Source organism: Rhizorhabdus sp., from assembly GCF_018006725.1.
Lineage (GTDB): Bacteria > Pseudomonadota > Alphaproteobacteria > Sphingomonadales > Sphingomonadaceae > Rhizorhabdus.
On record NZ_JAGMXV010000256.1, the window covers coordinates 1 to 5981 of the forward strand.

3 protein-coding genes are annotated in these 5981 nt (G+C 66.2%); 2 read left to right on the forward strand and 1 reads right to left on the reverse strand.

Annotated features, from left to right (window positions below; genetic code table 11):
* The first annotated feature begins 58 nt into the window (after window positions 1–58).
* Complete coding sequence (locus tag KAY22_RS23030; protein WP_296625509.1) at window positions 59–1894, forward strand: DUF885 family protein; 1836 nt, start codon at window positions 59–61, stop codon at window positions 1892–1894.
* A gap of 140 nt (window positions 1895–2034) precedes the next feature.
* On the opposite strand, the gene KAY22_RS23035 is transcribed toward KAY22_RS23030, so the two are convergent.
* Window positions 2035–3630: a lysine--tRNA ligase gene (locus KAY22_RS23035; protein ID WP_296625510.1), complete on the reverse strand. Its 1596-nt coding sequence runs from the start codon at window positions 3628–3630 to the stop codon at window positions 2035–2037.
* A 109-nt stretch (window positions 3631–3739) separates the two neighbouring features.
* On the opposite strand from KAY22_RS23035, the gene KAY22_RS23040 reads away from it, so the two are divergent.
* Window positions 3740–5981: ATP-dependent DNA helicase (locus KAY22_RS23040; protein WP_296625511.1), on the forward strand; the 2242-nt coding region annotated here is incomplete at its 3' end.

Genomic DNA, 5981 nt, shown 5'->3' on the forward strand with positions numbered 1-5981 from the left:
TGCGTCCACACTGTATGAGTGAAATAGCACGGGCATCACAGACAGGATGCCTGCTCCCATGATTCTCCGTACCGCGCTGCTCGCAGCCTCGGCCTTTTCGGCCGCCTTCATCGTCGCCCCCGGCGCGGCCCACGCCGCCCCTGTAGCGGCGACCGCCCCCGCCTCCCCTCTTTCCGCACAGGACAAGGCCTTGCTCGATCTGTTCCGCGAGAGCGACGAAGCCTCGCTGCGCCGCAATCCGCTCGGGGCGCTGTTTCGTGGCGACATGCGCTATGCCGATCGCCTCGGCGATTATGTCAGCGACAGCTATATGGCGGGCGAAAAGGCGGCGGTCGAAGGCGACCTTGCTGCGCTCGCGAAGATCGACCGGTCGAAGCTCAACCCGACCGACCAGATCGCCTATGACGTCTTCAAATGGCAGAGCGAACTCAACCTCAAAGGGTTTGCGCCCGATCTGATGGCGGTGACGGTCGTCCAGCCGGTCGACCACTTTCAGGGCTTCCACACCTTCTATCCGAGCTTCGCCTCGGGCGAGGGCGCCGCGCCGTTCAAGACGGTCGCCGATTACGAGAATAATCTGAAGCGCCACCGCGACTATGTCGTCATGGTCGATCGCTGGATCGAGCGCTTCCGCCAGGGCATGGCCTCGGGCGTCGTCGAGCCGAAGCTGATCGTCAACAACATGATCGAGCAGATCGATACGCAGATGGCGCAGGGCGTCGAAGGCTCGGTCTTCTACGGCCCGGTCAAGAGCTTCCCGGCCGAGATCCCGGCCGCCGACCAGCAGCGGTTGCGCACGGAGACGGCCGCGATCATCCGCGACGGCATCTTTCCCGCCTATAAGCGGTTCCGCGACTTCCTGAAGAACGACTATCTGCCAGTGGCGCGCGACAGCGTCGGGCTGGTCGGACTGAAGGGCGGCGATCGCCTCTACGCCCATCTGATCGAGGTCCACACCACCCTCCCCCTGAAGGCCGAGGACGTCCATCAGCTGGGCCTGCAGGAAGTGGCGCGGATCACTGCCGAAATGGAGAAGATCAAGACGCAGGTCGGCTTCAAGGGTAGCCTTGCCGAATTCTTCGTCTATCTGCGCGAGAATCCGAAGTTCCAGCCGCAGAGCGCGGACTGGCTGCGCGACGAATATTTCCGCATCGGCAAGCGCGTCGACCAGCGCATTCCGGAGCAATTCTCGCTGCTTCCCAAGAGTCCCCTCGAGATCAAGGCGGTCGAGCCCTATCGCGAGAAGAGCGAGGCCGGTGGCAGCTATCAATCGGGAACGCCGGACGGCAGCCGCCCCGGCGTCTTCTATTTCAACACCTATGACCTCAAGTCGCGCACGACGCCGGGCATGGAGACGCTCTACCTCCACGAAGCCGTGCCGGGGCATCACTTCCAGATCAGCCTCGCCCAGGAGAATGAGGCGCTGCCCGCCTTCATGCGCTTCGGCGGCAACACCGCCTTTGTCGAGGGCTGGGCGCTCTATGCCGAGACGCTGTGGAAGGATCTCGGCATGGAAACCGATCCCTATCAGCGCTTCGGCGGGCTGTCGGACGAGATGCTGCGCGCGATGCGCCTGGTCGTCGATACCGGTATCCACGCCAAGGGGTGGAGCCGCGATCAGGCAATCGACTATATGCTGTCGCATTCGAACATCGGTCGCACCGATGCCACCGCCGAGGTCGAACGCTACATCGCCATGCCCGGCCAGGCGCTAGCCTATAAGATCGGCGCGCTGGCCATCCTTCGCCTAAAGGACAAGGCCCGCAAGGACCTTGGTGACCGGTTCGATCCGCGCGCCTTCCACGCGCAGGTCCTCGACACCGGCGCGCTGCCGATGACGGTGCTGGAAGCGAAGATCGACGACTGGATCCAGCGGACGCGCGCCGGACGCTGATCATGGGTGGCCGCGCCGCGTGATACGCAACGGCGCGGCCGACATGCGCGGAGCCGCGCAATGCCAGTCCGAAAGGGGTTGGACCGGCCGGGAAACGCTACAGAAAGCCGGGGTTTCCCTTGGCTTTCAAAAAATTACGGTCAGGCGAGCGCCTCGGCGATCAGGCGGCGGCTGTTGTCGATGCCGTAAAGCGCAATAAAGCTGCCCATGCGCGGGCCCTGCTCGGCGCCCAGCAGCGTCTCGTACAGCGCCTTGAACCAGTCGCGCAACGACGCGAAGCCATAGGCCTCGTCCTTGCCGATCGCATAGACTTCGTTCTGAATATCCTCGGCGGCGGTGCCGGCCGGCATTTCCGCAAGCTTGGCGTCGAGTGCCTGCAGCGCCGCAGCCTCGTTCTCGGTCGGCTTGCGGCGCTTCAGCGTCGGCGCGACGAAGTCGCGGTTATAGGCGAGCGCATGGCCGATCAGCCGGTCGAGCTCGGGATATTTCTCCGCCGACGCGTTCTCGACATAGTTGGAAAGATAGCCCCAGACCTGCTCGCGCGACGCATCGCCCATCACCCCCACGAGGTTCAGCAGCAGGCCGAAGGTGACCGGCAGCGTGCTTTCGGGAACCGCGTCATTGGTGGCGCGGTGGATGTGATGGACCGGGTTGCCGAGCTTCTGCTCGATCGGCTGAGCCGGATAATTGCCCCGGAACTGCCAATATTCATCGACCGCGCGTGGGATGACGCCCATGTGGAGTTGCTTGGCCTTTTTCGGCTCGCGATAGGCGTAGAAAGCGAGGCTCTCCTCGGGGCCGTAGGTCAGCCATTGCTCGAGGCTGAGGCCATTGCCCTTCGACTTGGAGATCTTCTCGCCCTTTTCGTCGAGGAACATCTCATAGTTGAAGCCCTCGGGCGGGCGGGCGCCGAGCTCGCGGCAGATCTTCGACGACTGGGTAACCGAGTCGATCAGGTCCTTGCCCGACATTTCATAGTCGACGCCCAGTGCGACCCAGCGCATCGCCCAGTCGACCTTCCACTGGAGCTTGGCCTTGCCGCCCAGGACCGACTGGGTGATCATTTCGCCGCCATCTTCGAAGCGGATCAGCCCGGCGTCCGCATCGACGACCTCGACCGGAACCTGCAGCACGATGCCGCTAGTCGGGCTGATCGGCAGGACCGGCGAATAGGTGGCCTGGCGTTCCTTGCGCAGCGTCGGGAGCATGATGCCCATGATCCCGTCATAATGGCGGAGCACGTCCTTGAGGGCTTCGTCAAACTGGCCGCCCTCATAGGCTTCGGTGGACGAGCGGAAGTCGTAATCGAAGCCGAAACGGTCGAGAAATTCCCGCAGCATCGCGTTGTTGTGATGCGCGAAGCTCTCGAACTTGCCGAACGGATCGGGAATGCGCGTCAGCGGCTTGCCCAGATGCTCGCGCAGCATCTCCTGGTTCGGGACATTGTCGGGCACCTTGCGCAGGCCGTCCATATCGTCGCTGAAGGCGATCAGCCGCGTCGGCAGGTCCGACATCTCCTCATAGGCGCGGCGCACCATCGTCGTGCGCAGCACCTCGTTGAAAGTGCCGATGTGCGGCAGCCCCGAGGGGCCATAGCCGGTCTCGAACAGCACATAGCCTTTCTCCGGCGCGCCCTTCTCGTAGCGCTTGAGGAGCTTGCGGGCTTCCTCATAGGGCCAGGCCTTGGAGACGAGCGCGGCTTCGCGCAGCGCGGCGGGGGTGATGCTGTCGGTCATGATCCGGTCCTGTAGCGCGCGCGGGCCGCGAATCAACATCGGCGGCTTTCCGACCTGATGCAGTCGGATAGCTGTTCCCCAATCGTTCCTGAGACCCTAGATGGGCAATATGCTTCCCGACCTTCCCTACCCGGCACTGCATGCCACCTATGGCGGCATATGGCTGGCATCGCCGGGTGGCGAGGTAAGGGGCATCGGGCGGGGAGAGGCAGCGGCGCGAGCAGCTGAGACCCCGATGATCGTGCTGAACGCAGCCGTGACGGCCAGCCGCCTCGGCATCGCGGATTTTTCCGGCCTGGACCTGCTGGAACTCTTCGCCTTCGTGCACCCTGCTCGCTTTGCGGTCCCGACCCCCGCCGGTCTGGCTCGCGCGCTGGACCTCCCGCCGCCGGTCGACGACGCGCGCGCCTCGCTGTTCCTGATCGAAGCCGCCCGCGCCCTCCTCGGTCGCATGGCTCGGCCAGAAGAGTGGCCCGAGGCTTACGGCGCCTATAACAGCGCACAGTCGCTCGCGCGGCTGCGCTGGCCCTGGGCGGGACCGATCGGACAGATCCTCAAATCCCCGACGCAGTCCGAGCGCGGCCTGTTCGCGCGCCTGCCCGAATGGGACGAGGCGAACGCCCGTCCGCAGCCGCGCAGCGTCCGCCTCGACGAGCAGGAGGTGCTGGACCGGCTCGGCACGCTGGTGGGGCCGCGGGCGGAAAGTCGCGAGGGACAGCGCAGCTATGCGACGGCCAATGCGCGCGCCTTCGATCCCCGCGCCGGGGAAGGACGACCGAATGTGGTCCTCGCCGAAGCCGGCACGGGAATCGGCAAAACGCTCGGTTATCTCGCTCCGGCCTCGCTCTGGGCGGAGAAGGCGGACGGGGCCGTCTGGGTCTCGACCTACACCAAGGCGCTCCAGCGCCAGCTCGACAAGGAGACCCGCCGCATATTTCCCGACGCGGCCGAACGCGCCCGCCGGGTCGTGGTTCGCAAGGGGCGCGAAAATTATCTCTGCCTGCTCAACCTCGAAGACGCGCTGCAGGGCGGCTTCCAGAACCGCGCTGCCATATTGGCGCAGCTGGTCGCGCGCTGGGGGATGTACACGCGCGATGGTGACATGGTCGGGGGTGACCTACCCGGCTGGCTCCCCACGCTGTTCCGCCGCGCGGGATCGACCGCGCTGACCGACCGGCGCGGCGAGTGCGTCTATGCCGGCTGCCCCCATTACCGGAAATGCTTCATAGAACGGGCGGCCCGCGCTTCGGAAAATGCCGATATCGTCATCGCCAACCATGCGCTGGTCATGATCCTGGCCCAGCGCCGGGCCGACGAGGGCCAGCCGCTCGGCCGGCTCGTCTTCGACGAAGGCCATCACCTGTTCGACGCCGCCGATTCGACCTTCGCCGCGGCGCTGACCGGACAGGAGACGATCGAGCTCCGCCGCTGGATCATCGGCCCCGAATCCAAGGCAAGGGGACGGCGACGCGGGCTCTCGGCTCGGCTGTCCGACGTGGCAAGCTATGACGAGGAAGGGGGGCTCGCGATTGAGGCGGCGGCCGCGGCGGCGACCCTGCTGCCGGCCGACGGCTGGCTCGGCCGGCTCGGCGAGAGCCTTCCGCTAGGTCCGATCGAGCGGCTGCTGTCGGCCGTGCGCGCCACTGTCTACGCACGGGCCGATGCGCAGGACGCTGGCTATGGCCTCGAAACCGATGCCGGCCAGCCCGAGCCCGAACTGATCGACGCCGCCCGCCCCGCGATCGAGGCGCTGGAAGCGCTGATGCGGCCGATGGCGAAGTTGCGACAACGGCTGGCTGCGGTGATGGAGGACGGCCCCGACTGGCTCGACGGCCAGGCGCGCGCGCGAATCGAGGGGGCCATCGCCGGCCTCACCCAGCGCGGACAGCTCGTATCGTCATGGATCGCGATGCTGGCGCGGCTGGGCGGGCCGCTCGATCCCGACTTCGTCGACTGGCTGGCGGTCGACCGCGTCGAGGGGCGGGAACTCGACATCGGCCTCCATCGCCACTGGCTTGATCCGTCGCGACCGCTCGCCGAAACCGTGTTGAAACCCGCCCATGGCGTGCTCGTGACATCGGCGACGCTGCGCGACGGCGAGGACTGGAGCGGCGCCGAGGCGCGAGCGGGAACCGTCCACCTCGACAACAGCCCGCGTCATGTGTCGGTGCCCAGCCCGTTCGATTATGCCACCAGCGCCGAGGTGCTGGTCGTCACCGACCTGAAGCGCGGAGATGTCGCGCAGCTGGGGCAGGCCTATCACCGCCTGATCGCGGCGGCCGGCGGCGGGACGCTGGGCCTGTTCACGGCGATCTCCCGCCTGCGCGCGGTGCATGCACGGATCGCCGACC